Origin of the sequence: Methylobacterium brachiatum, from assembly GCF_020523825.1 — a bacterium.
Lineage (GTDB): Bacteria > Pseudomonadota > Alphaproteobacteria > Rhizobiales > Beijerinckiaceae > Methylobacterium > Methylobacterium brachiatum.
The window spans coordinates 486,593-507,566 of sequence record NZ_JAJALK010000004.1 but is presented as its reverse complement, the minus strand read 5'-3'; the positions used below and the strand labels follow the sequence as shown (position 1 = coordinate 507,566).

22 protein-coding genes are annotated in these 20,974 nt (G+C 72.2%); 8 read left to right on the top strand and 14 right to left on the bottom strand.

The features are described 5' to 3' along the window. Positions 1 to 94: 94 nt before the first annotated feature. Both thiD and thiE read right to left on the bottom strand, forming a co-directional pair. Positions 95 to 910, bottom strand: coding sequence for a bifunctional hydroxymethylpyrimidine kinase/phosphomethylpyrimidine kinase (gene thiD / locus LGR69_RS12460; protein ID WP_230366197.1), 816 nt, complete (start codon positions 908 to 910; stop codon positions 95 to 97). After that, positions 907 to 1,617 (bottom strand): thiamine phosphate synthase, encoded by a 711-nt coding sequence (gene thiE, locus LGR69_RS12455; RefSeq protein ID WP_007560597.1) that lies wholly within the window; start codon positions 1,615 to 1,617, stop codon positions 907 to 909. Before thiE ends, thiD begins: the two co-directional genes overlap by 4 nt. 299 nt (positions 1,618 to 1,916) lie before the next feature. Here thiE and LGR69_RS12450 point away from each other — a divergent pair, with 299 nt between their 5' ends. Continuing rightward, positions 1,917 to 2,912, top strand: a complete 996-nt coding sequence (locus LGR69_RS12450; protein ID WP_007560599.1) for an NUDIX hydrolase — start codon at positions 1,917 to 1,919, stop codon at positions 2,910 to 2,912. A 202-nt stretch (positions 2,913 to 3,114) separates the two neighbouring features. Then, complete coding sequence (locus LGR69_RS12445) at positions 3,115 to 5,022, top strand: tetratricopeptide repeat protein (RefSeq protein ID WP_230366196.1); 1,908 nt, start codon at positions 3,115 to 3,117, stop codon at positions 5,020 to 5,022. A gap of 26 nt (positions 5,023 to 5,048) precedes the next feature. Here LGR69_RS12445 and LGR69_RS12440 read toward each other — a convergent pair whose 3' ends face one another. Continuing rightward, positions 5,049 to 6,269 carry a YbfB/YjiJ family MFS transporter gene (locus tag LGR69_RS12440; protein ID WP_230366195.1) on the bottom strand — a complete coding sequence of 407 codons (1,221 nt, stop codon included), beginning with the start codon at positions 6,267 to 6,269 and terminating at the stop codon, positions 5,049 to 5,051. Positions 6,270 to 6,346: 77 nt separating this feature from the next. Between LGR69_RS12440 and LGR69_RS12435 the strand changes: the two genes are divergently transcribed. Continuing rightward, complete coding sequence (locus tag LGR69_RS12435; protein ID WP_230366194.1) at positions 6,347 to 7,228, top strand: LysR family transcriptional regulator; 882 nt, start codon at positions 6,347 to 6,349, stop codon at positions 7,226 to 7,228. Here LGR69_RS12435 and panB read toward each other — a convergent pair. The 4 genes from panB to LGR69_RS12415 form a co-directional block, all read right to left on the bottom strand. Continuing rightward, positions 7,219 to 8,037, bottom strand: coding sequence for a 3-methyl-2-oxobutanoate hydroxymethyltransferase (gene panB / locus LGR69_RS12430; RefSeq protein ID WP_230366193.1), 819 nt, complete (start codon positions 8,035 to 8,037; stop codon positions 7,219 to 7,221). The genes LGR69_RS12435 and panB overlap by 10 nt on opposite strands. A 183-nt stretch (positions 8,038 to 8,220) precedes the next feature. Further along, positions 8,221 to 8,817 (bottom strand): rhodanese-like domain-containing protein, encoded by a 597-nt coding sequence (locus LGR69_RS12425; protein ID WP_230366192.1) that lies wholly within the window; start codon positions 8,815 to 8,817, stop codon positions 8,221 to 8,223. Between the two features lie 2 nt (positions 8,818 to 8,819). Next, on the bottom strand, positions 8,820 to 9,638 hold the full coding sequence (locus LGR69_RS12420; RefSeq protein WP_091859347.1) for a quinoprotein dehydrogenase-associated SoxYZ-like carrier: 819 nt from the start codon (positions 9,636 to 9,638) through the stop codon (positions 8,820 to 8,822). 41 nt (positions 9,639 to 9,679) lie between these two features. Next, a complete protein-coding gene (locus tag LGR69_RS12415; RefSeq protein ID WP_230366191.1) occupies positions 9,680 to 10,651 on the bottom strand; it encodes a quinoprotein relay system zinc metallohydrolase 2 in 972 nt (323 codons plus the stop codon). A 207-nt stretch (positions 10,652 to 10,858) separates the two neighbouring features. On the opposite strand from LGR69_RS12415, the gene LGR69_RS12410 reads away from it, so the two are divergent. Continuing rightward, positions 10,859 to 11,431 (top strand): TetR/AcrR family transcriptional regulator, encoded by a 573-nt coding sequence (locus LGR69_RS12410; protein ID WP_230366190.1) that lies wholly within the window; start codon positions 10,859 to 10,861, stop codon positions 11,429 to 11,431. On the opposite strand, the gene queC is transcribed toward LGR69_RS12410, so the two are convergent. The 3 genes from queC to cobT form a co-directional block, all read right to left on the bottom strand. Further along, complete coding sequence (queC, locus tag LGR69_RS12405; RefSeq protein WP_230366189.1) at positions 11,412 to 12,137, bottom strand: 7-cyano-7-deazaguanine synthase QueC; 726 nt, start codon at positions 12,135 to 12,137, stop codon at positions 11,412 to 11,414. The genes LGR69_RS12410 and queC overlap by 20 nt on opposite strands. Continuing rightward, entirely contained in the window at positions 12,127 to 12,483 is a 357-nt protein-coding gene (queD, locus tag LGR69_RS12400; RefSeq protein WP_007560611.1) for a 6-carboxytetrahydropterin synthase QueD, read from the bottom strand. Before queD ends, queC begins: the two co-directional genes overlap by 11 nt. A 233-nt stretch (positions 12,484 to 12,716) precedes the next feature. After that, positions 12,717 to 13,754 carry a nicotinate-nucleotide--dimethylbenzimidazole phosphoribosyltransferase gene (gene cobT / locus LGR69_RS12395; protein ID WP_230366188.1) on the bottom strand — a complete coding sequence of 346 codons (1,038 nt, stop codon included), beginning with the start codon at positions 13,752 to 13,754 and terminating at the stop codon, positions 12,717 to 12,719. 142 nt (positions 13,755 to 13,896) lie between these two features. Between cobT and cobS the strand changes: the two genes are divergently transcribed. The 3 genes from cobS to LGR69_RS12380 are packed head-to-tail and all read left to right on the top strand — an operon-like array spanning position 13,897 to position 15,675. Further along, positions 13,897 to 14,721 carry an adenosylcobinamide-GDP ribazoletransferase gene (cobS, locus tag LGR69_RS12390; protein ID WP_230366187.1) on the top strand — a complete coding sequence of 275 codons (825 nt, stop codon included), beginning with the start codon at positions 13,897 to 13,899 and terminating at the stop codon, positions 14,719 to 14,721. Between the two features lie 52 nt (positions 14,722 to 14,773). Continuing rightward, positions 14,774 to 14,986 (top strand): DUF1289 domain-containing protein, encoded by a 213-nt coding sequence (locus LGR69_RS12385; RefSeq protein WP_122159831.1) that lies wholly within the window; start codon positions 14,774 to 14,776, stop codon positions 14,984 to 14,986. Beyond that, positions 14,983 to 15,675, top strand: a complete 693-nt coding sequence (locus LGR69_RS12380; RefSeq protein ID WP_007560615.1) for a retropepsin-like aspartic protease family protein — start codon at positions 14,983 to 14,985, stop codon at positions 15,673 to 15,675. Before LGR69_RS12385 ends, LGR69_RS12380 begins: the two co-directional genes overlap by 4 nt. 12 nt (positions 15,676 to 15,687) lie before the next feature. Here LGR69_RS12380 and dusA read toward each other — a convergent pair whose 3' ends face one another. Together dusA and LGR69_RS12370 are read right to left on the bottom strand one after the other, a co-directional pair. Beyond that, positions 15,688 to 16,704, bottom strand: a complete 1,017-nt coding sequence (gene dusA, locus LGR69_RS12375) for a tRNA dihydrouridine(20/20a) synthase DusA (RefSeq protein WP_307354731.1) — start codon at positions 16,702 to 16,704, stop codon at positions 15,688 to 15,690. Between the two features lie 154 nt (positions 16,705 to 16,858). Continuing rightward, on the bottom strand, positions 16,859 to 17,734 hold the full coding sequence (locus tag LGR69_RS12370) for an SDR family oxidoreductase (protein ID WP_230366186.1): 876 nt from the start codon (positions 17,732 to 17,734) through the stop codon (positions 16,859 to 16,861). A gap of 458 nt (positions 17,735 to 18,192) precedes the next feature. On the opposite strand from LGR69_RS12370, the gene LGR69_RS12365 reads away from it, so the two are divergent. Continuing rightward, positions 18,193 to 18,405, top strand: a complete 213-nt coding sequence (locus tag LGR69_RS12365) for a hypothetical protein (RefSeq protein ID WP_230366185.1) — start codon at positions 18,193 to 18,195, stop codon at positions 18,403 to 18,405. Positions 18,406 to 18,538: 133 nt separating this feature from the next. Here the strand turns inward: LGR69_RS12365 and LGR69_RS12360 are convergent, their stop codons facing one another. Both LGR69_RS12360 and LGR69_RS12355 read right to left on the bottom strand, forming a co-directional pair. Continuing rightward, entirely contained in the window at positions 18,539 to 19,342 is an 804-nt protein-coding gene (locus tag LGR69_RS12360; protein WP_230366184.1) for an outer membrane protein, read from the bottom strand. 860 nt (positions 19,343 to 20,202) lie between these two features. Continuing rightward, positions 20,203 to 20,835: an urease accessory protein UreE gene (locus LGR69_RS12355; protein WP_230366240.1), complete on the bottom strand. Its 633-nt coding sequence runs from the start codon at positions 20,833 to 20,835 to the stop codon at positions 20,203 to 20,205. Between the last annotated feature and the right edge of the window lie 139 nt (positions 20,836 to 20,974).

Genomic DNA, 20,974 nt, shown 5'->3' with positions numbered 1-20,974 from the left:
CACCGGTCCACCTAGGCCGTTCCGTTATCCGAACGATCGTGCGCTTCTTCAAACGCAATCGCCGCCCGGGCGCAAGGCGGCTACCCCCCTGAAGTCAGGGCCAGATCGCGTGAAAGTGGTGGACCGGGCCGTGGCCGGAGCCGATCGCCAGCCGGTCCGCAGCGTTGAGGGCCGCCGTCAGGTAATCCTTGGCCAGCGTCACCGCCGCCGGCAGCTCCAGGCCCCGGGCGAGGCCCGCCGCGATCGCCGAGGAGAGGGTGCAGCCGGTGCCGTGGGTGTTCTGCGTGGTGAGCCGCGGCGCTGCGAAGGTCTGCGCGTGACCGTCGGCGGTCACGAGGTGATCGACGCTCATGGCGCCGTGCCCGTGGCCGCCCTTGATCAGCACGGCGCGGGCGCCCAAAGCCACCAGCCGCCGGGCCTGGGCGGCTGCGCCGGCCTCGTCCTCGGCCAAGGCCTCGCCGAGCAGCACCGCCGCCTCCGGCAGGTTGGGGGTGATCAGGTCGGCCCGCGTCAGCAGCCTGTCCCGGAGCGCCGCCACGGCGTCCTCCGAGATCAGCCGGTCGCCGCTGGTGGCGACCATCACGGGGTCGAGGACCACCGGGATCGTCCCGGCCTGCTGCGCCAGCCCGTCGGCGACCGCGTCGATCACCGCGATCTGCGACAGCATGCCGATCTTCACCGCGTCGACCGCGAGGTCGGAGAAGACGCTGTCGATCTGTTGGGCCACGAACGCGGCCGGCACGTCGTGGATGCCCTGGACCCCCCGTGTGTTCTGGGCGGTGAGCGCGGTGATCACGCTCGCGCCGTAGACGCCGAGGGCCGAGAAGGTCTTGAGGTCGGCCTGGATGCCGGCCCCGCCGCCGGAATCCGAGCCCGCGATGGTGACCGCGATGGGGCTGGCGCCGCTCATCGGGCGGCGCCCCGCGCCGCCAGGGCCGCGTCGATGGCCGCGCGCAGCTCCCGGGCGCGCTGCCGCACCGGTTCCGTCCCGAACAGGGCGGTGATCACCGCGACGCCGTCCGCCCCGGCGCCGATCACGTCGGCGGCGTTGTGCAGGCCGATCCCCGCGATGGCGCCGAGCGGCAGGCTCGCGCCCCGGGCGAGCCGCGCCCGGAAGGCGATGCGGGCGAAGCCGTCGAGGCCGACCGGCGGGTCGGGATTGTCCTTGCTGGTCGTGGCGAAGACGCCGCCGATACAGGCGTAGTCGACCGGGAGCCGGTACAGCTCGTCGGCCTGGGCGGCGGTCTTCACGGTCAACCCGATGATCGCCCCCTCCCCCAGGAGGCGGCGCGCCTCGGCCGGGTGGAGGTCGCTCTGGCCGAGATGGACGCCGTCCGCGCCCGCCGCCAGGGCCAGGTCGACCCGGTCGTTGACCAGCACCGGCACCCGCCCCCCGACGGCGGCCTGGATCGCCCGGATCCGCGCGAGCGCCGCGCGGGCATCCGGAATGTCCTTCTCGCGGTACTGGAGCAGGGTCGCGCCGCCCGTCACCGCATCGGCGGCGAGCCGGGCCAGATGGTCGCCGTCCGCGCCGCAGACGCCGACATCGAGGAGACCGTAGAGCCGCAGATCGACGGGCCGGCTCCCGGCCGTCGCGGAGATCGCGCTCGCTGCCATCGTGGTCGCCTGCCCCCGCCCCGACCGGCCCCGCGCCGGCACCTCTCGGGCGGCCCTGTTTGGGCAGCCGCGGTCGCGTTGGCAAGCGCGCCGCCGGACTGGCCGCCCCCCGGATCGCGTCTGCCTGGCGGCCCCCGCTGCCCGGTCCATCGGCCGGGATCCCCGTGCGCGCGGAGACTCCGGTCCCGGACCCGGAAGCCGGATCACACCGCCGCGTTGACGCGCCACGATCCTGTGCCCCTATAGGGGCTCATCCGATCCGGGATTCCGCGCCCGGCGGCGGAGGCGTTCGAGGGACGATGACGGTCGGTGAGGCGCAGACGGGTGCGGGCGGGGCACAGGCCCTGCCGGAGCGCTCCTCCGTGGGCCTCGTCGCTGTGATCGTCGCGGCAACCAAGGGCGAGCCGCGCGCCCTGACCATCCGGGTGCCGGACCAGGCTCCGGGCCGCGGCGACGGCCTGCCGGCCGGGCCGCTCGTGCCCGAGCACGCCACCCTGGAGCGCGGCCTGCGCGCCTGGGTGGAGCGCCAGACCCACCAGCGCCTCGGCTATGTCGAGCAGCTCTACACCTTCGGCGACCGCGACCGCTCCGGCGGGGAGGAGGCGCCGGAGGCGCACGCGCTCTCGGTGGCCTATCTCGCCCTGGTCCGCGAGGAGCGCCCGGCCGGCCTCGCCGAAGCGGCGTGGCAGAACTGGTACCGCTACCTCCCGTACGAGGATTTCCGCAACGGCCGCCCGCCCCAGCTCGACGCGATCGAGGCGCGGCTCGCGGCCTGGGCGGCCGAGCCCGCGGATTGCGCGATCCGCACCCGCCGCCACGACCGTCTGGGCCTCACCTTCGGGATGAACGGCGGCACCTGGAACGAGGAGCGCGTGCTCGAGCGCTACGAATTGCTGTTCGAGGCCGGCCTGATCCCGGAAGCGCGGGGCAATGCCGGGCCGGCGGTGCCGAACGACCCGACCGGCGTGCCCATGGCCTTCGACCACCGCCGGGTCCTGGCGACCGCGATCAGCCGCCTGCGCGGCAAGATCAAGTATCGCCCGGTGGTGTTCGAGCTGATGCCCCCGGCCTTCACCCTGCTCCAGCTCCAGCGCACCGTCGAGGCGCTGTCGGGCACGCAGCTGCACAAGCAGAACTTCCGGCGTCTCGTGGCCCAGCAGGGGTTGGTGGAGGAGACCGAAGCCCTCACCAGCGGCACCGCCGGCCGGCCTGCGCGGCTGGTGCGCTTCCGTCGGGAAGTCCTGCTCGAGCGGCCGGCCCCGGGGCTGCGGCTGCCGTCGCGGCGGGTGGGGTAAGGCGGGCCCGTCCCGCCGGGCGACGCGGCGCTGCAATCCGCCCCGGATAAGCAATCCTGTTATTGAATATTCCCATAAGGCCGAATAGTAGGCTGGAGCGCTGCGATTCTCGGCCATCCAGGGTCAAGACTTGCGCGGCTGCATTCGATACAGTCTTCGGCGCGAACAGCATCCCGGGCGGTCGAGTCGCGAACGGATCGCAATGAGCCAGAACGCCAAACGGTCGAGCGCCGTGGAATGGTCGGTTCCGGAACGCCGGCTGGCCGCGATCTTCGCCGCCGACATCGCCGGCTATTCCAAGGCTATGCATGCCGACGAGAGCGGCGCCATGCGGGCGCTCCAGGCCATGCGGGAGGTCGTCGACCGCCTCATCCTGGCGCGGCGCGGGCGGATCGCGAACACGGCCGGGGACAGCGTGCTGGCCGAGTTCGCCTCCGTGACGGACGCCGTCTGCTGCGCCGTCGCGATCCAGCAAGCGCTCGCCGAGGCCGAGGGCGATGCCGGGCGGTTCCGCCTGCGCATCGGGATCCATCTCGGCGACATCATGGTCCATGGCGGGGATATTTTCGGAGACGGCGTCAACATCGCCGCGCGCCTGCAGGCCGCCGCCGATCCCGGTGCGTTGCGGCTCTCGGAAGCCGCTTATCTCCAGGTGCGCGGCCTTCCCGAGATCCGGTTCCTCGATCTCGGCCCGCAGCGGCTGAAGAACATCGCGCGACCCTTGCGGGTCTATGCCGTGCCCCCGCCGGACGGGCGGACGTCGCGCGCCGTCCAGGTCCGCCGGGCCCGGGCAGCCCTCCGGCCGACGCTCGGCGCCGCGGCTGTGCTGGCCGCGGGCGCGGCAGGATTGACTGTCGCCTGGCCGTACCTCGCCGGATCCGAGCGGGCGGCCGAGCTCCGCGAGCCGACCGTGCGCCCCCGGCTGTCGCTCGTCGTCCTGCCGCTCACGAACCAGAGCGGCGACGCGGACCAGGATTACCTCGCCGAGCAACTCGCCGAGGATCTCTCCGCCGACCTCGCCCGCGCACCGGGCACCTTCGTCATCGCGCACGGCACCGCCCAATCCTACCGGGGGCGGCAGGCCGAGCCGCGGGCGATCGGGCGCGAGCTCGGCGTGCGCTACGTCGTGCAGGGGAGCCTGCGGCAGAGTGCCGAGCAGGTCCGCTTCGCCGTGCAGCTCACCGATGTCGAGACCGGCGCCTCCCTCTGGGCTGACCGCTACGACGGCCCGCGCGCGGCAGTTGGGGCCGCCCAGGACGTCCTCGTCGCGCAGGTCGGCCGGGCGCTCGGCGTGCGCCTGCTGGAGGCCGCGACCCACGCCCGGGCCGGGCAGCCGGCCGACGCGGTGGATCTGGTCATGCGCGGCCAGGCGCTGCTCAACCGGCCCTTCGCGCGGGACAATCACGCCCAGGCCCGACCCCTGTTCGAGCGGGCGCTCGGCCTCGACCCCATGAACACCGATGCGCGGCTCGGTCTCGCCGAGGTGCTGGTCGACGGGGTGCTGAACGGCTGGACGACGGAGCGGACGGCGGATCTCGATACGGCCGAGCAGGCCATCGCCTCCGTGCTTCAGGGCGACCCGACGCATCCGTTCGCCCATTACCTGCGCGGCGAGACCCTGCGCGCCCGCTCCCGCTACGCGGAGGCGCTCGCCGCCTTCGACCGGGTCCTGACTCTGAACCCGAGCTTCGCGCGGGCCTACGCCTATCGCGGGCTGATCCAGATCTTCCTGGGCCGGGCCGAGCGGACGGAGGCCGACATCGCCGCCGCGATCCGCCTCAGCCCGCGCGATCCGCTGCTCGGAGCCTGGCTGGCGCGGGACGGGTTGGCGAGGCTCCATCTCGGGCAGGATCAGGAGGCGATCGAGCCGCTGCGCCGGGCGGCGGCCGTGAACCCGCTCTTCGACTTCCCCCATCTCTATCTCGCCTGCGCCTTCGCACGGCTCGACCGCGACGAGGAAGCCCGGGCATCCCTGGCCGAGTTCCTCAGGCTCCGGCCCGGCTACAGCCTCGCCCGCTACCGTAGCCTGACCTCCACGGACCCGACCTTCCTCGCCCAGCGCGAGCGGATCTATGACGGGCTCCGGCGCGCGGGGCTGCCGGAGCAGTGAGGGGCCAGGCCGGGGATGCCGGAGCGTCAGGCCGGCACCAGGCTCTCGGCTGAGGGCCGCGCGGCGCGCCACAGCCACAGAGCCGTGAGCACCAGCAGCATGGTGGCGACGGCGCCGGTGCAGTCCAGCGCGTCCCAGCCGGCCCGGCGGCCGGGGCCGAGGAGGCGCACTAGAACCGGGCCGACGATCTGCCCGGCCGCGAAGGCGGCGGTCATGCGGGCGAGGAGCGGCGTCGGGTTGTCGGGCCGCGCCTCGCGGGCGAGCTGCAGGCCCGCCATGGTGGCGACCATGAAGGTGCCGCCCACCAGGATCGCCGAGGCCGCGACCGCCCAGAGGGCGTGGGCGGCCAGGGGCAGGCCGGTGCCGAGTGCCATGACGCCTTGCGCCGCCGCCCAGAGGCGCTGGCGCGGCACGCGCTTCGACCAGCGGGCCACGGCCGCGACCGACAGGGCGGCGGCGAGGCCGAACAGCGGCCAGGTCAGGCCGAACACGCGAGGGTCGGAGGCCAGCTCGCGGGCCATGGCGGGCAGGAACGTCGCCGGCACGATGTAGCCGAACCCGAAGACGCCGTAGCACAGGACCAGGGCCGCCTGGCCGTTCCGGGGGCGCCGGACGACGGCGGCGGCCTCGCGCTCCCCGATCCCGGCCGCTTCCGTACCCTGCCCCCGGGACAGGGACCAGACCAGCAGGGCGCCGAGCGCGGCGACCAGCCCCAGCTCGAGCCACAGCCGGGACGCCGGCTGGATCCCGCCGAGCCAGGCCAGCGTGCCGGCGAGCGCGATGCCTGAGCCGACGCCGGTATAGATCCAGGCGCCGAGCGCGCCGACCCGGCGCCGGGCCAGCTCGGCCAGGCACCAGCCGCTGGCGCAGACCAGGGCCCAGGCGCTGAACACGCCGGCCAGGGCCCGCAGCCCGGCCCCGAGAGCGGCCGGCGCGTCGTGGCCGACCGCCGCCATCGCCACCGTGGTGAGCGCCACGCCGGCCAGGCTCAGGAGCAGCCCTCGCCGCGGATTGCCGGCGAACCACGAGGCCGTCAGGGCGCCGACCAGATACCCGCCGTAGTTCGCCGCGGCCCATTCCGCCCCCGCGGCGGCCGTGAGGGTGCCGTCGCGCATCATCAGCGGCATCAGGGGCGTGAACGCGAAGCGCCCGATGCCCATGGCGACCGCCAGGGCGACGAGGCCGCTGGCGACGACCGGCCAGGGCGGGCGTTCCGAATCGGTCGGGGCGTGCGGGAGCGTGCTCATGGCGACACCCTTTGAACACCCGCCGGCCATTCTTGGAAAATGAATTTTTGTGACGTACGTTTCTCTCGATGAGAACGATGGATCTCGACGACCTCGACATCTTCCGCTGCGTGGTCCGGGAGGGCGGGGTCACGCGGGCGGCGGCGATGTTGCACCGGGTCCCGTCCAACGTGACGACCCGGATCAAGCAGTTCGAGGCGCGGCTGGGCGTGGCCCTGTTCCGCCGCGAGGGCCGCGGCCTGACGCTTACCGAGGCCGGGCGCACCCTCCTGGGCCATGCCGAGGCGCTGCTGCGGATGGCCGATCTGGCCGAGCAGGAGCTGCGCAGCGGCGTGGTCCGCGGCGTCCTGCGGCTGGGCTCGCTGGAGAGCGCGGCGGGGGCGCGGCTGCCGCCGATCCTGTCGGCCTTCCACGCGCAATTCCCCGACGTCACGATCGAGCTGCAGACCGGTACGACCCGGGCCATGCTCCGGCAGCTGGAGCGCTTCGAGATCGAGGCGGCCTTCGTCTCCGAGCCGTTCGATCGCGCGAGCCTGTCGTCGGTGCCGGCCTTCGACGAGGAGCTGGTGCTGATCACCGGCCGGACCGCGCCCGGGACCGGCCGGCGGACCCTGGTGGCGTTCCCGCATGGCTGCTCGTACCGCCAGCGCCTGATCGAGTGGCTGGCCGAGGAGGGCGCGTCCTACGACCGGGTCCTGGAGATGAGCTCGTACCACGCCATCGTGGCCTGCGTGGCGGCGGGCACCGGCATGGCCATCGTGCCGGCGGAGGTGCTCGACCACGCGGTGATGAGCACGGCGGTGGAGCGCCATAAGCTACCGCTCCACCTGCGCCGCAACCGCACCCGCCTGGTCTGGTCGGGGGATGCCAGCCCGGCCCTGCGCGCCCTCATGGCGCTGCTGCCCGAGGCCACCGAGATCGTGGATCGGGCCCCGGGCGGGGCCCGCCCCTACCCGTAGGTGTGATCGTCCGCCGGGAACCGGCCGGCCCGCACCTCATCGGCATAGGCCTTCACGGCGTCCTCGATATGGGCCCGGAGCGAGCCGAACTGGCGCACGAATTTCGGCGTCTTCTCGGAGAGGCCGAGCATGTCCTCCAGCACCAGGATCTGCCCGTCGCAGAAAGCCGAGGCGCCGATGCCGATCGTGGCGGCGGTGACCTGGGGCGACGTCGCGATGGCCCGCGCCACCGGCTCGACGATGCCCTCCAGCACGATCGCGAAGGCGCCGGCCTCGGAGATCGCCCGCGCGTCCTCCAGCAGGCGGCGCTCGTCGTCCGGCGCCCGCCCCTGGACCTTGAACCCGCCCATCGTGTTCACCGCCTGCGGGGTCAGGCCGATATGGCCCATCACCGGCACGCCGCGCTGGACCAGGAAGGCCACCGTCTCGGCGAAATGGGCCCCGCCCTCCATCTTGATCGCCCCCGCCCCGGTCTCCTTGAGCACCCGTGAGGCGTTGAGGAAGGCCTGCTCCCGGCTCGCCTCGTAGGAGCCGAACGGCATGTCCACCACCACCAGCGCCTTGGCGGTGCCGCGGATCACCGCCTGCGCCTGCAGGATCATCATCTCCAGGGTGACGGGAATAGTCGATTCCATCCCGTGCATCACCATGCCGAGCGAATCGCCCACCAGGATGAAGTCGCAATAGGGATCGACGATGCCGGCTGTGTGAGCGTGGTAGGCGGTGAGCGCGATGATCTTGCGCCCCTCGGCCTTGCGCTTGCCGATGTCGATGGCTCGGAGCCGGCGGGACTGCACGACCTGCGACATGGTTCGGACCTCTTTCGGCTCATCGGGGTCGAGCGCGGGTCCCCTCTCCCGTGCGGGAGAGGGACAGGGTGAGGGATGCGACTTTTCCGGAGAGCCCTGGCCCCTCACCCCAACCCTCTCCCGCACGGGAGAGGGGGCGCGTTCCGCATCATCCGGCCCTCATACACCGCCCCGCCCCGCGGGTCAGCGCCCCGCCTGGGGTTCGGCCGCAGCCTTCCAGGCCGGGTCCTCGCGCAGGGTTGCGGTCTCGTGCTTCTCCTGCCAGCCCTCGACGCCCTCGGGGAACCAGCGCACGCCGGTATAGCCCTTGCGCACCAGGCGCTTGGCGGCGTTCCAGCTGCCCCAGCACTCGACGTGGCAGAACACCACGACGGGCTTGGCCGTGTCGCCGCCGGTCAGCTCCGCGACCCGGGCGTAGAACAGGGCTTCCCGCTCCGGGGCGATGGGCTCGGCCCCGGCCAGCGGCAGCCAGACCGAACCGGGGATCGAGGGATGCACCGGCAGCCAGAGGCGGCCTTCGGGGAAGTTCGACGGCTTGCGGTCGGGGGCCGCGACGTCGATCAGCACCGGCTTGTCCGGCCCCGCCAACAGCGCGGCGAGCGCATCGGCGTCGATCACCGCGGCGCCTTTGAGCGTCGGCGGGGTGTAGCCCTTGGGCGGGCCGGCATAGAGCCCCTCCGGCTCGGGCACGTTCACGGGCGAATCCGCCGGGGCGGCGGCGAGGCAGCCGAGCGCGGCCAGAGCCGCCGCCAGCCGCCCGATCGAGGTCAGGCGCGCCATGGTCAGTTCGTCGGGCTCGGCGGGGTGAAGCTGTGCTGCCAGCTGCCCCCGGCATTGTCGCTCGCCGCCACCTGGAGCGGCTTGCCGTCCGGCTTGAACGCGAAGTTGATCACCGGGTTCGACGCGATCGAGATGTCGCCCGTCATGGTGAAGACCTTCTTGTCCCCCGCCGAGACGGTGAGCTTGTCGATGTAGCGGGCCGGCGTGTAGTCGCGGGTGACCTGGTTCATCTGCATCCCGGAGAAGTTCGGGTGGCGGATCATCAGCGTCGCCTCCACGGGCTTGCCGGGCTGGGTCTCGGCGAACTTCATGCGCATGTCGCCCATGCCCTTCATGGCCTCCTCGTCGCTCATGCCCATCGGGGCCGAGCAGCCGCCGGACGCCTTCACGAACTGCTTGGCCTCGTAGAGCTTGCCGTCCTGGGTCTCCACCACGGCGTGCATGTCGGTGTAGTTGTTGACCCGCACCCGCAGCTTCAGCTCCGCCGGGTCGGCGGCCGGGCCGAACTCGAACCGCGCCGCGTAGGGGGCAGGGTTGTCGTCGATCACCAGCGACACCGCCTTGATCTGATCCCCCTGCGGCATGGTCAGGGTGATCGGCACCAGGGCGGCGTCGAGCGCCCGGGCGGGGGCGTCGATCTTCACCAGGCTGTCGGTCTTCTCGATGGTGCGGTCGCCGAAGATCGACTTGGCGATCTCCTGCCAGCGCGCCGCCCGCTCCTGCTCGGTGTCGGAGGCGCCGGCGGCCCGGACGGGGCCCGCCAGGGCGGTGGTGGCGAGGATGAGGGCGAGCGCTGCCGCGTGGGCGGTCTTGAGCGTCATGGCGTTTCTCCCGGTTGGTCTCAATATGGAGGCTCGAAAGACTATTCCCACTCGAGTTCCTGGTAGGCCACGGTGACGTTGCGGCCGTTATAGGTGTCGAACAGGGCCCACTTGTCCCGCTGGTCCTGGGCGACGCTGGCCACCGCCTTCTCGATCGGGACATCCTTGGCGATGGCCGCGCGGGTGCCGTCGCGCAGGGCCGTCAGGTAGCCGGAGAGGTCGGCGAGCGCCGGGGCGAGATCGACCGAGACCGGCCCGTGGCCCGGCACCGCCCGGGTCGCCCCCATGGCCTTCAGCCGCTCGATCTCCTTGAGCCAGCCCCGCAGGCTGCCGTCCAGCGACGGGATCCGGTTCACGAACAGCAGGTCCGCTGGGAATAGCAGGCCGCTGCCGGAATCGCGCATCGACAGGTCGCAGCTGGTATGGGCCGGCCCGTGGGCCGTGAAGGTCAGGCGCCGGTCGCCGAGGTCGATCTCGGCGGTGTCGGCGACGCTCAGGGTCGGGTAGATGACCGGCCCGGTGCGCGCCTCGCCGAGCAGCTCGACCAAGCGCTGGCGGTAGAACTCCCCCCGCGCGCCCAGGGCCTCGGCGAGCTTGGCGTGGCCGATGAAGACCGGCTTGTCCTGCACGAAGGCCCCGGCCCCGAAGACGTGATCCGGGTGGACATGAGTGAGCACCACATGGGTGATCGGCTTGCTGGTGCGCTTGGCGATCTCGGCCCGCAACCACTGGCCGTCCGCGAGGCTGCCGCCGGTCTCGGTGACGAGCACGCCGTCCCGGCCGATGAGGAAACCGATATTGGCGATGGCGTCGGCGTTGTCGGCGGTGGCGTCGGCGGTCAGGCCCTGGCGCATGAAGATGCCTGGGCCGACCTCCTCCATCGTGAAGCTCTCGGTGGCGCGTCCCAGGGTCGGCAGGCAGCACAGGCAGAGGCCGGCGAACAGGGCGTGACGCCGCGACAGGGTGCGGCCCGCGGCGGCGGATTCGCCTGGATGGACGGCGGATGCCGTCATGCCGGAACCTCCCTGTTTTAAGCCTCTCCCGAGATGCCCGATGGCCGGGCGTGTCCCGCCGGGCGCGATGGCGCAGCGGGCGACTTGCGAGGGCTTTCAGTTGCCTACCATTAAGTAGGTAGATCTTTGGGCGGTCAAGTGGCATGTTGGGGAACGGGCGCCGGACGGTCACACGTTCGCGCGAGCCGCAGAGACGATGTCCGAGCGATGCGAGACACCCGCGCCGAGCTGCTGAATCAGGCCGAGACCCTGGTCCGGGGGCGCGGCTTTGCCGGGTTCAGCTACGCCGACCTCGCCGAGGCGGTGGGCATCCGCAAGGCGAGCATCCACCACCATTTCCCCACCAAGGTCGATCTCGGTGCGGCCCTGGTGGCGGCCTATGCCGACCGCTACGACGCCGCCCTGGCGGCGATCCGCGCGGACGTACCGGACGGCCCGGGCCGGATCGCGGCCTATGGACAGCTCTATCTCGGCGGCGTCGAGCAGGGGCTCGGCTGCCTGTGCGCGGCGCTCGCCATCGAGGGCGAGGCCCTGCCCGAGCGGCTGCGCCACGACATCGCGACGTTCTTCGAGGGGCACCTCACGTGGCTGGAGGCGGTGCTGCGCGCGGGGCAGGCGGATGGCAGTGTGCGGTCCGGGCCAGAGCCTGCGGTGCTCGCCCGCTACGTCATCGCCACCCTGGAGGGGGCGCTGCTGATGGAGCGGCTGTTCGCGAGCCCGGCGGCGTTTTCGGGGACGCTGGCGGTGCTGGTGGACGGTCTCAGGCCGCAGAGGCGGTGAACCGCGAAAAACCGTCCGCCCGCAGCCGGCAGGCCGGGCAGGTGCCGCAGCCATAGCCCCAGGCATGGCGCGCCCCGCGCTCGCCGAGATAGCAGGTGTGGCTGTCCTCGACGATCAGCTCGACCAGCGGCTGGCCGCCCAGATCCTCGGCGAGGCCCCAGGTCTGCGCCTTGTCGAGCCACATCAGCGGCGTGTGCAGCACGAACCGCCGCTCCATGCCGAGGTTCAGCGCGACCTGCAGCGCCTTGATCGTGTCGTCCCGGCAATCCGGATAGCCGGAATAGTCGGTCTCGCACATGCCGCCGACCACGTGCCGGATCCCGCGCCGATAGGCGAGCGCCGCCGCGAAGGTCAGGAACACGAGGTTGCGGCCGGGCACGAAGGTGTTGGGCAGGCCCGATTCCGCGAAGCCGATCTCGGCATCCCGGGTCAGCGCCGTCTCGGAGATTTTGCCCAAAGCGTCGAGGGCGACCGTGTGATCCGCGCCGAGGCGCGTCGCCCAGGCCGGGTCGATGCGGCCCATGCCGGCGCGCAGGACCGCCCGGCGGTCGAGCTCGACCCGGTGGCGCTGGCCGTAATCGAACCCTAGGGTCTCGACATGGTCGAACCGGTCGAGCGCCCAGGCGAGGCAGGTGGCCGAATCCTGGCCGCCGGAGAACAGCACCAGCGCCGAGCGGTCGCCGATGATCGCAGCTTCAGTCGCCATCGTACTCGGCCCAGGACATCGGCGTCTCCGCGACCCGCACCCGGGCGAGCCCCGGCAGGTCCGGCCGCAGGCGATGCCAGATCCAGGCCGCGATGTTCTCGGCGGTCGGGTTCTCCAGCCCCTCGATCTCGTTGAGGCAATGGTGGTCGAGCCGGGCCAGCAGCGGGCCGAAGATCGATTCGATGTCGTAGAAATCGATCACCCAGCCCGTATGCGGGTCCACGGGCCCGGAGACGGTGAGCTCGACCCGGTAGGAATGCCCGTGCATCCGGTGGCAGCGATGCGTGGCGGGCACGTTCGGCAACCGATGGGCCGCCTCGAAGGTGAAGGCTTGGGTGATGTTCATCGTTTTTTTCGTAGCGATCCCACCCGCGCCCTCATCCTGAGGTGCCCGGCGATCGGAGATCGACGGGCCTCGAAGGAGCCCTCCAGGGACCGCCGCGAAGTCCTGGAGCCCTCCTTCGAGGGATCCGCTTCGCTGCGCCACCTCAGGATGAGGCGCTCTGGTGGGAGGGACGCGGGATCGACGGATCCGTTATCGGCTCCGCCCGATATAGCATCGAATCGTGGCTCGCGCGCCTACCCGGCGCTCTTCCCGGAAACCCCCGCCTGCGCGAAGGTCGCCATGCCGGTATGGCAGGCGAGCGCGCCCTTGAGCAGGCCGATCGCCATGCCGGCGCCCGAGCCTTCGCCGAGCCGCATCCCCAGCGCCAGCAGCGGCACGAGGCCGAGCCGCTCCAGCACCTCCGCGTGGACGCCCTCCGCGGAGACGTGGCCGGCCAGGCAATGGTCGAGGGCCGACGGGTCGGCGGCGTGGAGCAGCGCCGCCGCCGCGGTGGCGACGTAGCCGTCGATCACCACCGGGATGCGCTGCAGGCGCGCGGCCAGGATCGCCCCCGCCATGGCGGCGATCTCGCGGCCGCCGAGCCGGGCGAGCATCTGGAGCGGGTCGCCGAGATGGCCGGCATGGTGCGCGAGCGCCGCCTCCACGGCCGCGACCTTCCGGGCGAGGCCGTCCTGATCGATTCCGGTGCCGCGCCCGACCCAGCGGGCGGGCTCGCCGCCGAACAGGGCGGCGTAGAGGGCGGCCGCCACCGTGGTGTTGCCGATGCCCATCTCGCCGATGCCGAGGCAATCGGTGCCGGCGGCCACCGCCTCCATGCCGAACGCCATGGTCGCCACGGTGGCGCGCTCGTCCAGGGCCGGGCCCTCGGTGATGTCGCCGGTCGGCATGTCGAGGGCGAGGTCGAACACCTTGAAGCCGAGACCGTAGGCGGCGCAGATCTGGTTGATCGCCGCCCCGCCGGCGGCGAAATTGTCGAGCATCTGCCGGTTGACCGCGTCCGGGAAGGCCGAGACGCCCTTGCGGGTCACCCCGTGGCTGCCGGCGAAGACGCAGACCAGGGGCCGGTCGAGGCTCGGGGGCGCCTTGCCCTGCCAGGCCGCCAGCCAGGACACGAGATCCTCCATCCGTCCGAGGGAGCCCGCCGGCTTGGTCAGGGTCGCGTCCCTTGCGGCCACCGCCTCCTGGGCGTCCCGGTCTGGGCCCGGCATCGCCTTGAGCAGGTTGCGGATATCGTCGAACGGGCCCGGATCTGTCTTTGCGGCGTCGGTCATGGCGGCGATGATTTCCTGTGGGCGCCCGCGAACGGGGAGACGACGGCGTATCGGGACGACTATAGTGATTCTGCGCCGCCTGACCGTTCGCGATCGGCTCGCCCCACCGGGGCGCGGTGGCGGGTGGTGGCGAGAGGCCGCGATGGACAGGCAGACCGGCGGGGAGGCCGATTGGCCCGGGCGCGGCGCCCTCTACGACCTCGCCGGGTGTCTGCGGTTCTACTCCCGCCTGCCCGTGCCGCAACTGCCCGGTGAGCCGGACCCGCATCGGGTCCCCGATTTCACCGCCCTGCCCCGGATGCTGCCGCTCGCTGGCTTGATCCTGGCGCTGCCCGCCGCCCTGGTGCTGGCGGCGGGCTGGTGGATCGGGCTCGGGCCGTTCCTGGCCGCGACCCTGGCGGTGGCCGTCATGGTCCTGGCCACGGGCGCGCTCCACGAGGATGGCCTGGCCGACGTCGCCGACGGTTTCGGCGGCGGTGCCACGCTCGAGCGGCGCCTGGAGATCATGCGCGACAGCCGGATCGGCGCCTATGGCGGGGCGGCCCTGGTCCTGGCGCTGGCGCTGCGCATCGGCGCGCTGGCGACGCTGCTGGACCGCACCGGCTACGCCGCCGCGACCGCGCTGATCCTGGTCGCCGCCCTGTCGCGGCTCGCCGCCCTCGCCCCGATGGTGCTGCTGCCGCCGGCCCGGCCCGGCGGCCTCTCCGCCGCGGTCGGTCGTCCGAACCGCGCCAGCCTGTGGGTCGCCCTCGCGATCGGTCTCGCGGTGGCGCTCGGCGGCGTGATCCTCGGCCTGCCGCTGCGCGGCGTCGCGCTGATGATCCTGTGCGCCGGCCTCGCGGCCCTCGCGCTGACCCGCCTCGCCCGGCACATGATCGGCGGCCAGACCGGGGACGTGATCGGCGCCTGCCAGCAGATCGCCGAGATCGCCGCCCTGCTCGCCCTCGTGGCGGCCTCGGCGGATTGATGCGGCATCCCGGGCCTTGATCGAGCCACGATCCCGCGTCCAAGGATCGGCGATGTCGCCCGCGCCCAAGCCCTCGTCCCCCTGCACCAAGGTCTGCGTGCTCGACGCCGCCAGCGGGCTGTGCCGCGGCTGCGGCCGGACCCGCGACGAGATCGCCGCCTGGGGCGGGATGCCGGAAGCCAAGCGCCGGGCCATCATGGCCGGGCTTGGCGCCCGGATGCGCGGGGCCGGGTTCACGTCCTTGGAGGAGCCGCTGCCGTCATGATCTATCTCGGGCTTGCCGCCATCGCGCTGGTCACGGCCGTTTTGGTCCTCAGCGACGGCAGCGACAGCATCGGCGGCGTGATCGAGCCAGACCACCTCGCCGCCCTCGCCTCCACGGGGGGCATCCTGGCCCTGGTGGTTGCCGGCTACTGGCGGCAATTCCGGTCCGCGCTCGGACCGAACCTGCGCGCGCTCTTCGCCTGGGCGCTGATCGGGCTCGCCCTGGTGATCGGCTACAGCTACGGCGACCGGTTCCAGGGCGTCGGCGCCCGGGTGCTCGGCGATCTCCGGCCCGGCTCGGCCGTGTCCGGCCCCGGCGGCTCCGTGACGATCACCCGCCGTGCGGACGGCGATTTCCGGGTCGAGGCCGAGGTCAACGGCCGGGTGCAGCCGTTCCTGTTCGATACCGGGGCGAGCAGCGTCGTGCTGACCGCCGAGAACGCCGCGGCTCTCGGCATCACCCCGGCGCCGGCCGATTTCACCGCCCGGGTCTCCACGGCCAACGGCATCGCCTATGCCGCGCCGATCCAGCTCGATTCGCTGCGTGTCGGCACGATCAGCGAGCGGCGGGTGAACGCCATGGTGGCCCGGCCCGGCTCGCTCGCCGGCAACCTGCTGGGCCAGACCTTCCTGACGCGCCTCTCCGCCTACGAGGTCCGGGGTGACCGGCTGATCCTGAGCCCGCCCTGACGGGCGTGGCTCTCAGGCCGCCCGGGCCTCCGGCACGTCGCGGGAGACCGTCGCCACCGCATCCCGCAGGGTCTGGAGCCCGGCATCCGGCCGCATCCCGTGGGTCGAGAGGTGGCGCCGGAAGGCCCGGGCGCCGGGCCGGCCGTTGAACAGCCCGAGCATGTGGCGGGTCACCGCGTGCAGGCGCTCGCCGCGGGCGAGCACGTCGGCGATGTAGGGCTCGAACGCCTCCACGGCCGCGAATGCGTCGGGCACCGGCGCGGCGACGCCGAACAGCGTCGGATCGACGCCGAGCAGCAGAGCCGGCTCGGTATAGGCGGCGCGGCCGACCATCACGCCGTCGACCTCGGCGAGGCGGTCTTGCGCGGCGTCGAGGTCGCGCAGGCCGCCATTGACCGCCACCGGCAGGGTGCCGAGCCGCCGCTTCAGCCGGGCGGCGCGGCCGTAATCGAGGGGCGGCACATCACGGTTCTCCTTGGGCGACAAGCCCTGGAGCCAGGCCTTGCGGGCATGGACGATCAGCCCGTCCACCCCGGCGGCCACGACCGCGTCGGCGAGCGCGTCGAGGGCCGCCTCGGGGTCCTGGTCGTCGACGCCGATCCGGCATTTGACCGTCACCGGCACGGAGACCGCGGCCTTCAGGGCGGCCACGCAATCGCCCACCAGGGCCGGCTCGCGCATCAGGCAGGCGCCGAAACGGCCGTCCTGCACCCGGTCGGACGGGCAGCCGACATTGAGGTTGATCTCGGCATAGCCGAAATCCGCGGCGATCCGCGCAGCCTGCGCCAGCTCGGCCGGATCGGACCCGCCGAGCTGCACCGCCACCGGGTGCTCCAGATCCGAGAAGCCGAGCAGCCGCTCACGCGGCCCGTGCAGCACCGCGCCCGTGGTGACCATCTCGGTGTAGAGGCGCGCCCGCGCCGACAGGGTGCGGTGGAAGGCCCGGCAGTGCCGATCGGTCCAGTCCATCATCGGGGCGACGGAGAACCGCCATCCCGGGAGTGCGCCGCAAGTCTCAGCCACCGTCACGTGCCAGATCCGTATTGCCCCGCGCGTCGGGTGTCGTCCTGCGGGTCGGGGGAGAGGCCGCTGATACCACGACGGAGCGGGTCCCGAACAGCGCACGGGATTGCGGGACACCGCCGTGTCCGGCGACGGGCGGTGTCCCGGTCGTGGCCCGCGATCAGAATACCGGCATCGCGCCCGCTACGGTGATCAGCGCGCCGGAGGTGTAGCTGCTGTCCTCGGAGGCCAGCATCACGTAGGCGGAGGCGAGCTCGGCCGGCTGGCCGGGGCGGCCGAACGGCACCTGGTCGCCGAAGGATTTCACCGAATCCTGGCTCATCCCGGACGGGATGAACGGCGTCCAGATCGGGCCCGGCAGCACGCCGTTCACCCGGATGCCCTTCTCGGCGAGCAGCTGCGAGAGGCTCAGCACCATGTTGCACAGTGCGCCCTTGGTGGCGCTGTAGGCCATGAGCGACGGCATCGGGTGCTTGGAATTCACCGAAGAGGTGAAGATCACCGAGGCGCCGGGCTTCAGGTGGGCGAGCGCCGCCTTGGTCACGTAGAACGGGCCGAACACATTCGTGCGGAAATGGTCCTCAAAGATCGTGTCCTCGATGGCGTCCAGGCCCTGGTTCGGCTGCTGGAACGCGCCGTTATTGACCAGCACGTCGAGGCGGCCGAAGGTCTCGACGGTGCGGGCGACGATCGAGCGGCCATAGGCCGGGTCCTTGAGGTCGCCCGGCAGCAGCAATGCGCGCCGGCCGGCCTTCTCGATCCAGCCGCTCACCGCCTCGGCATCCGCCTGCTCCTCCGGCAGGTACGAGATGGCGACGTCGGCGCCCTCGCGGGCATAGGCGATCGCCACGGCGCGGCCGATGCCGCTGTCGCCGCCGGTGATCAGCGCGACCTGGCCGGTGAGCTTGCCGGAGCCCTTGTAGCTCTCCTCGCCGTGATCGGGCTCGGGCGCCATCCGGCCGGTCTTGCCTGGGAAACTCTGCGGCTGCGCCTCGAAGGGCGGGCGCGGATACTTGTGCAGCGGATCAGTGGTCATGCGGGCCTCGCGTTGGGATGGGAGTCCAACGATGGGTCCTGCGGGGTGTTCCTGCGCCCCGCCGACGCGCCGGGCGCGGGACGGCCGCGTTTCAGGGCGGGACCGCTCGACGACACAGGGCAGCAACAGGCGGCCTTCAGTGTGGAACCGAGGGAGGCGGCGTCATGGTCGAGTATCAACCGGAGGATCGGGTCGCGCGCATCATCGATCGCGCGCGGGCTCGCCGCTGCGGTGCCGCGCGCCTGCGGCCTGGCCACGGGCCTCTGGGGCCTGGTCCTGTGAGCGACGCGCCGGTTCGACACGGGTGTTAGGCTGGAGCGCCATGCGTCGGACCGGCCTCGATCGCACCGCCGTCACGCTGATCTGCGCGGGCCTCGTGCTCCTCGCGCTGGCGCAGATGCTGGTCGGCTTCCCGTGATGCGCCGGAGGGCTCGCCTGCGCGGCCGGGGGCGGGCCGGATGCTGAACCGCGTCCTCGTGGCGGCGACGCTGATCGCGGTGGCCGCCTTCCTGGTCTACCTGGCAAGCCTCGCGCGCGACGCCCTGTCGCCGAACGAGACCTACGCGGCCAGCATCGGCCTGACCCTCGACCAATGCGCGGCGGCACAGGACGGGCTCACGGAGGCGGAGGCCCGCGCCTATTGCCGGCGGCCGGTGCCGAAGCGGCCCTGAACGGCCTGCGGCCTCGGGCGATGGCGTCCGGGCCGCGTGATCGACGTTCGGCCGGGTTCGAGACAGGCCTTCCGCCGGGACTGTCCCGAAGCCCGATCCGGCCTGATTGCATCAGGCCGTCGCGCCCTGCGCTTTAGCTGCCGAACTTGTAGTTCAGGCCAAAGCGGCCGAGCACGCCCTCGTTGCGGAAGCGAGCGGCGTAGGCGCCGACGCCCGGTCCGACCGCCACGAGCGGCACGGTGCGGCGGCCGAGGTCGTAGTACAGCGCCTCGCCCTTCAGGGTCACCGCGTTGGAATGGAAGATGTTGAACACGGAATCGGTGGGCAGCGCGAACTCGATGCCGCCGCCGGCCACGTAGCCGGTCTCGACGCGCGAGCTGCTGCCGTAGAAGTTCGGCTGGCCGGCCGCCGTCTGGAAGACGCCGCGATAGGTCTCGGACCCATAGGCGAAGCCGCCGGTGGCGTAGACGAGGGTGCGGTCGAAGGCGTAGCCGACGCGGCCGCGCACGGTCCCGAGGAAATCGCCCATCTGCCGGAAGGTGCTGATCCCGCCCAGGCGCCCGGTGGTGCTGCGGGTGCGGTTCAGGTCGGTATAGGCCAGATCGGCCTCGGCACCGACGACGAAGCCGGAACCGGGCGTGAACTGATAATTGTAGCCGAGCTGGCCGCCGCCGGTGAAGCCGTCCCGCGGCAGGCCCAGAGCGGCCGGACGGTTGCCGACCTGGACGCCGTCGTTGCCCGGGAACACGCCGGCCGTCGTCACGCTGTCCTTGGTCGTGGTGATGTAACCGGCATTGATGCCGAAATAGGCGCCGGCCCAGGAGAAGACCGGAACGGGCGGCGGCGGGGGCGTATACGCGCGGCGGGGCAGATCTGCTGCGGAAGCCGCTGCCGTCAACGCAGTGAAGGCGGCCAGGGAAGCGATGGTCTTGCGCATAGTCCGGGGATCCAAGAATACGAATTGCCGACATCGTATCCAAAGCTTGGGCTCAGGGCTGTGATCTGCATGCAACACTTGGAGATTGCATTATGTATAAGAAGGATGGCCTCAAGTTTTGCGAAATGAAAGATCGAATATTTCAGGCGTTCTGTTTTCAAGGCGTTCTTGGCGACCGTTTCTGATGTCGATGACGCCCTGCGATTGATTGAAGCTGCTCTTCGGCGGGAAGTGTCCGCCGCCATCGGCGCGATCCGGCCGGGGCGCGAGAATGCGGCAAAGCCTCCGATCCTCTGCGCCGATCTCGCGCGCGCAAGGCGGGTCGGGACAGGCCGCGCTGCGAGAGCGTGAGCTGCTCCGGGTCGCTTCGCCGCGCACGATGGGCAGGCGGAGAGCCCCGGGGCCGATCGCGACGTGGCGCTTGGGGCGGGCCCGTCAATCGGCCGGGCCGGTCTGGCCCCCGCTCGGGATCTTCGCCCGCTGCCAGGGCGCGTCCGGGCCGTCACGCCAGGCGCGCCAACCCTCGTCGATCGACCAATGCGGTCAACGATCCGTCGCGCAGCACCACGCTTCGCAGCGACACCACCGCGGCCTCTTCCACGCTCGGGCGCTCGGAGGAGCCGTCATGGAACCGCCATCGTCGGCATCGTGGGGCCGTGAGCAATCCAGGCCCCGGCGCGAATGAGGCTGGGCGTCGTCAGCAGCGCGGTATCCGGTGGGTCGCGGAAGATCCACTCCGTCAACCGCCCCTCTCGGCGACGCCACGGGTCCGGGATTCGGTCGACGGTCCCGCCCCGGCATCCCGGAACGTCCGCGCCACGAAACGGGCGCCGAACCGGGATCGGCTTCGACCGCGCCCGTCAGTGGTCGTGGTTGCAGCCGGGGCCGTGGACGTGCCCGGGATGCGCATGGTCATGGGCATGGTCATGGGCCTTGGCGTGATCGTGCGCCTTGGCGTGGTCATGGGCTTCGGCGTGGTCGTGCCCGTGATGGCCGTGATCGTGCGTGTGCCCGTGATCGTGTCCGTGATGGTCGTGGCTATGGTCGTGCCCGCAGGTGCTGTGGTCGTGCGCGGCGCGCTCCGGCCGGAAGGCGCGCGAGACCGGGCTCGCGGTGCAGCCCTGACCGCGCACCAGCTCGGCATTGGCCGGGGAAGCCGGGACGTAGAGCACGTCGGCGGCGATCTCGGCGGGGACGTGGTTGCCGCCGAGCTGCCAGGCCAGGCGCGTCAGCCGGGCCGGGTTCTCGGCGCGGACCTCCAGGAGATCCTCCGCGGCGGCCCGGATGGCGACCAGGCGGCCGTCCTCCAGGCGCAGGGCATCGCCGTCCTCCAGCGCCGCCGCCTTGGTGAGCGCCACCTCGAAGGCGAGCCCGCCCTCCGCGACGAGGGATCCGGAGGCCGCCGCCCGGGCGGCGTGATCGAGGCTCACCGTGTCGGCGACGCGGTCGGGGCGAACCGCGGCCCGGCGGACGATCGTGGTGGCTCTCGACATGGGATCCTCGCGGATGGCGTCGCGGCGCCCCGGCCGGAGCGCCGCCTCTCGGGCGGTGGCATAGGGCGAGACGGGAAGCGGGTGCAACTCTCCGTCGCCGCGCGTGGAACCTTAGCCGTATGGCCGGCATTGCTTTCCT

Bases quoted from the DNA above. Each gene is read 5' to 3' on its own strand.
- thiD (WP_230366197.1), bottom strand. From the start codon at position 910: ATGAGCGGCGCCAGCCCCATCGCGGTCACCATCGCGGGCTCGGATTCC.
- thiE (WP_007560597.1), bottom strand. From the start codon at position 1,617: ATGGCAGCGAGCGCGATCTCCGCGACGGCCGGGAGCCGGCCCGTCGAT.
- LGR69_RS12450 (WP_007560599.1), top strand. From the start codon at position 1,917: ATGACGGTCGGTGAGGCGCAGACGGGTGCGGGCGGGGCACAGGCCCTG.
- LGR69_RS12445 (WP_230366196.1), top strand. From the start codon at position 3,115: ATGAGCCAGAACGCCAAACGGTCGAGCGCCGTGGAATGGTCGGTTCCG.
- LGR69_RS12440 (WP_230366195.1), bottom strand. From the start codon at position 6,269: ATGAGCACGCTCCCGCACGCCCCGACCGATTCGGAACGCCCGCCCTGG.
- LGR69_RS12435 (WP_230366194.1), top strand. From the start codon at position 6,347: ATGGATCTCGACGACCTCGACATCTTCCGCTGCGTGGTCCGGGAGGGC.
- panB (WP_230366193.1), bottom strand. From the start codon at position 8,037: ATGTCGCAGGTCGTGCAGTCCCGCCGGCTCCGAGCCATCGACATCGGC.
- LGR69_RS12425 (WP_230366192.1), bottom strand. From the start codon at position 8,817: ATGGCGCGCCTGACCTCGATCGGGCGGCTGGCGGCGGCTCTGGCCGCG.
- LGR69_RS12420 (WP_091859347.1), bottom strand. From the start codon at position 9,638: ATGACGCTCAAGACCGCCCACGCGGCAGCGCTCGCCCTCATCCTCGCC.
- LGR69_RS12415 (WP_230366191.1), bottom strand. From the start codon at position 10,651: ATGACGGCATCCGCCGTCCATCCAGGCGAATCCGCCGCCGCGGGCCGC.
- LGR69_RS12410 (WP_230366190.1), top strand. From the start codon at position 10,859: ATGCGAGACACCCGCGCCGAGCTGCTGAATCAGGCCGAGACCCTGGTC.
- queC (WP_230366189.1), bottom strand. From the start codon at position 12,137: ATGGCGACTGAAGCTGCGATCATCGGCGACCGCTCGGCGCTGGTGCTG.
- queD (WP_007560611.1), bottom strand. From the start codon at position 12,483: ATGAACATCACCCAAGCCTTCACCTTCGAGGCGGCCCATCGGTTGCCG.
- cobT (WP_230366188.1), bottom strand. From the start codon at position 13,754: ATGACCGACGCCGCAAAGACAGATCCGGGCCCGTTCGACGATATCCGC.
- cobS (WP_230366187.1), top strand. From the start codon at position 13,897: ATGGACAGGCAGACCGGCGGGGAGGCCGATTGGCCCGGGCGCGGCGCC.
- LGR69_RS12385 (WP_122159831.1), top strand. From the start codon at position 14,774: ATGTCGCCCGCGCCCAAGCCCTCGTCCCCCTGCACCAAGGTCTGCGTG.
- LGR69_RS12380 (WP_007560615.1), top strand. From the start codon at position 14,983: ATGATCTATCTCGGGCTTGCCGCCATCGCGCTGGTCACGGCCGTTTTG.
- LGR69_RS12370 (WP_230366186.1), bottom strand. From the start codon at position 17,734: ATGACCACTGATCCGCTGCACAAGTATCCGCGCCCGCCCTTCGAGGCG.
- LGR69_RS12365 (WP_230366185.1), top strand. From the start codon at position 18,193: ATGCTGAACCGCGTCCTCGTGGCGGCGACGCTGATCGCGGTGGCCGCC.
- LGR69_RS12360 (WP_230366184.1), bottom strand. From the start codon at position 19,342: ATGCGCAAGACCATCGCTTCCCTGGCCGCCTTCACTGCGTTGACGGCA.
- LGR69_RS12355 (WP_230366240.1), bottom strand. From the start codon at position 20,835: ATGTCGAGAGCCACCACGATCGTCCGCCGGGCCGCGGTTCGCCCCGAC.